The 3,969-nt window shown below is 69.6% G+C and carries 2 protein-coding genes and 1 pseudogene; all 3 read left to right on the top strand.

What is annotated here, in order from left to right; genetic code table 11:
* A partial coding sequence (locus E5198_RS20630; protein ID WP_136491781.1) for an LPS-assembly protein LptD occupies nucleotides 1-2,561 on the top strand: 2,561 nt, incomplete at its 5' end.
* The gene (locus tag E5198_RS20625; protein WP_178084108.1) at nucleotides 2,539-3,834 is read left to right on the top strand and encodes a peptidylprolyl isomerase; all 1,296 of its coding nucleotides are present in this window, start codon (nucleotides 2,539-2,541) and stop codon (nucleotides 3,832-3,834) included. The genes E5198_RS20630 and E5198_RS20625, both read left to right, overlap by 23 nt.
* A pseudogene (locus tag E5198_RS20620) lies at nucleotides 3,831-3,969 on the top strand (4-hydroxythreonine-4-phosphate dehydrogenase PdxA); the annotation flags it as partial. The gene E5198_RS20625 and the pseudogene E5198_RS20620, both read left to right, overlap by 4 nt.

Below are 3,969 nucleotides of genomic sequence, written 5' to 3'. Positions count from 1 at the left end.
GCCCCCAGGCAGCGACGACGCCCGCCGCCGCCCCGACGCCCGCCGCCCAGGCCGCAGCGCAGGCCAGCGACAACGGCGGGCGCGCCCTCGCCTCGCGCAGCGCCGACTACAGCCACCTCGACTGGGTACCGCGCGAGCGCCTGAGCAAGGCCCAGCAGGCCGAGATCGCGCCCTTCTGCGCCGGCACCTACGTCGAGCCCCGGCGCGCCGGCATCACCGACGACACGCCGATGAGCGAGGCGCCCACCTTCGTCTCCGCGCGCGCCTCGCGCTACGACCAGCAGAACGAAACCACCACCCTCGCCGGCGACGTGGTGTTGCGCCAGGGCAGCATGCAGGCCGAGGCCGACGAGGCCAGCCTGCGTCAGCTGGAGAACAAGGGCGAGCTGGCCGGCAACGTGCGCCTGCGCGACAAGGGCATCCTGGTGGTCGGCGATCGCGCCGAGCTGCAGCTGGACAACGGCGAGGCCGTGGTCGAGAACGCCGAGTACGTGGTGCACGCCGCCAAGGCGCGCGGCAGTGCCGAGTACGTCAAGCGCCGCGAGGACGCCGTGGTGCGCCTCAAGGACGGCACCTACACCCGCTGCGAGCCGGGCGAGAACACCTGGCACCTGAAGGGCAACAACATCACCCTGAACCCGGCCACCGGCTTCGGCACCGCCACCAACGTGACCCTGCGGGTGAAGGACGTACCGGTGTTCTACACCCCGTACATCTACTTCCCGATCGACGACCGTCGCCAGTCCGGCTTCCTGGCGCCGAGCCTGAGCTCCTCCAGCGACAACGGCCTCACCCTGCAGACGCCCTACTACTTCAACCTGGCGCCCAACTACGACGCGACCCTGTACCCGACGTACATGGTCGATCGCGGCCTGCTGATGGAAGGCGAGTTCCGCTACCTGACTCCGGGCAGCGAAGGCCAGCTGGGCGGCGCCTGGCTCGACGACCAGGACGACACCCGCAAGCGGCAGTCGGAGTACGAGGACCAGCGCTGGATGTACAACTGGCAGCACCGCGGCGGACTGGATTCGCGCCTGCTGGCCGAGGTCGACTACACCGACATCAGCGACCCCTACTACTTCCAGGACCTGGATACCGACCTGGACATCTCCAGGCCGGAGTTCCTCGACCAGCGCGCCAGCCTGACCTGGCGCGGCGACAGCTACCGCGCCCGACTGGCCGCCCACGCCTACGAGCCGACCAGCGTGGTCGACATCACCCCCTACGACCGCCTGCCGCAGTTCAGCCTGGACGGCGCCCTGCCGTTCCAGCCGGGCGGCCTGCAGCTGAGCTACGGCGGCGAGTTCGTGCGCTTCGACCGCGACCTGCGCAGCGGCAACTTCATCGACGAAAACGGCGTTGCCGAGCCCTGGTACGACAACAACGTCACCGGCCTGGCCCGCGCCAACGGCGACCGCCTGCACGTCGAGCCGGGCGTCAGCCTGCCGCTGGAGTGGACCTGGGGCTTCGTCAAGCCGTCGGTCAAGTACCTGCACACCCAGTACGACCTCAGCCTCGACAGCCTGGGCAAGAGCCAGATGGCCGCCCTCGGCCAGCGCTTCGACGACGCGCCCGACCGTCAGGTGCCGATCGCCAGCCTCGATTCCGGCCTGTACTTCGATCGCGACAGCAGCTGGTTCGGCGGCTCGCGGCAGACCCTCGAGCCGCGCGCCTTCTACCTCTACGTGCCGGAGGAGAAACAGGACGCCATCCCGGTGTTCGACACCGCCGAAAGCACCTTCAGCTACTCCTCGCTGTGGCGCGAGAACCGCTTCTCCGGCAAGGACCGCATCGGCGACGAGAATCGCCTATCGCTGGGCCTGACCAGCCGCTGGCTCCAGAGCAACGGCTTCGAGCGCCAGCGCATCAGCCTCGGCCAGGCCTTCCACTTCGCCGACCGCAAGGTGCAGCTGCCGGGCATCGACTACCGCACGCGCAGCGAAGCCACCGCCTCGCAGTCGCCCTACGCCCTGCAGTACCTGTACCGCTTCAACCGCGACTGGCGCCTGAACTCCGACTTCAACTGGGATCCGGACACCCACCGCACCCGCTCCGGCAGCGCCATGTTCCACTACCAGCCGGAAAACGACCCGCGCAAGGTGGTCAACCTCGGCTACCGCTACCGCAACGACAGCGTGCGCTACGACCAGGCCAGCGGCCAGTGGCGCTTCGGCGGCGACTTCGGTACCCCGGGCACTCCCGGCTACATCAAGGACTACTACAAGATCCAGCAGCACGACCTGTCCACCATCTGGCCGGTCGCGCCGCAGTGGAGCGTGATCGCCCGCTGGCAGCACGACTACAACCGCAATCGTACCCTCGAGGCCTTCGGTGGCTTCGAGTACGACAGCTGCTGCTGGAAGCTGCGTCTGATCAACCGCTACTGGGTCGACTACGACGAGACCAGCCTCAACCCCGACCGCAACGACGAGGCGGATCGCGGCATTTTCCTGCAGATCGTCCTCAAGGGCCTGGGCGGCGTCACCGGCAACAAGGTGGAGTCCTTCCTCGACCAAGGCATTCAAGGTTACCGTGAACGTGAAGACCAAGCTTATCAATAACCTGCGCCCCCTCGCCCTCGGCGCCCTGCTGCTCTGCGGCACGGCCTGGGCCGAGGTGCAGCCGCTCGACCGCGTGGTCGCCATCGTCGACAACGACGTGATCATGGCCAGCCAGCTCGAGCGGCGTCTCGAAGAGGTGCAGCAGAACCTGGCCCGCCGCGGCGGCGAGCAGCCGCCGCGCGAGCAGCTCGCCCAGCAGGTGCTCGAGCGGCTGATCGTCGAGAACCTGCAGCTGCAGATGGGCGAACGCTCGGGCATCCGCATCGGCGACGAGGAACTCAACCAGGCGCTGGCCACCATCGCCCAGCGCAACAACCTCAGCCTCGAGCAGTTCCGCGCCGCGCTGGCCCGCGACGGCCTGTCCTACGACGAGGCCCGCGAGCAGGTGCGCCGCGAGATGATCATCAGCCGCGTGCGCCAGCGCCGGGTGGCCGAGCGCATCCAGGTCAGCGACCAGGAGGTGAAGAACTTCCTCGCCTCCGACCTCGGCAAGCTGCAGCTGTCCGAAGAGTTCCGCCTGGCCAACATCCTCATCCCGCTCGGCGAGGGCGCCTCGGCCCAGTCCATCCAGGACGCCGAGCGCCAGGCCCGCGAGATCCACGCCCAGCTGACGCGCGGCGCCGACTTCGCCCGCCTGGCCGCGGCCCGTTCCGGCAGCGAGAACGCCCTGGAGGGCGGCGAGATCGGCTGGCGCAAGGCCGCCCAGCTGCCGCCGCCGTTCGACAGCATGATCGGCGCCCTCGGCGTCGGCGAGGTCACCGAGCCCGTGCGCACGCCGGCCGGCTTCATCATCCTCAAGCTGCTCGACAAGCGCGGTGGCGACAGCGGCGTGCTGCGCGAGGAAGTCCATGTGCGCCACATCCTGCTCAAGCCCAGCGAGATCCGCAGCGATGCGGAAACCCGCCAGCTGGCCGAGCGCCTGTACGAGCGCCTGCAGGGCGGCGAGGACTTCGCCGCCCTGGCCAAGAGCTTCTCCGAGGATCCGGGCTCGGCGCTCAACGGCGGCGACCTCAACTGGGTCGAGCCGGGCTCGCTGGTGCCGGAGTTCCGCCAGGTGATGGCGGACAGCCCGCTCGGCCGCGTGTCCCAGCCGTTCCGCAGCCCGTTCGGCTGGCACGTGCTGGAGGTGCTGGACCGCCGCACCAGCGACGCCAGCGGCGAGGCGCGCGAACAGCAGGCGCTCAACCTGCTGCGCAACCGCAAGTACGACGAGGAACTGCAGAACTGGCTGCGCCAGATCCGCAGCGAAGCCTACGTGGAAACCCGCCTGTGAGTGCGGCACGGCGCTTCGCCCTGACCCCCGGCGAGCCGGCCGGCATCGGCCCCGACCTGTGCCTGCTGCTGGCCCGCGCGGCCCAGCCGCACGCGCTGGTGGCCGTCGCCAGCCGCGCGCTGCTGGCCGCACGCG

Origin of the sequence: Pseudomonas sp. A-1 (assembly GCF_004801855.1) — a bacterium.
Lineage (GTDB): Bacteria > Pseudomonadota > Gammaproteobacteria > Pseudomonadales > Pseudomonadaceae > Geopseudomonas.
This window is presented reverse-complemented; position numbering and strand designations above follow the sequence as displayed.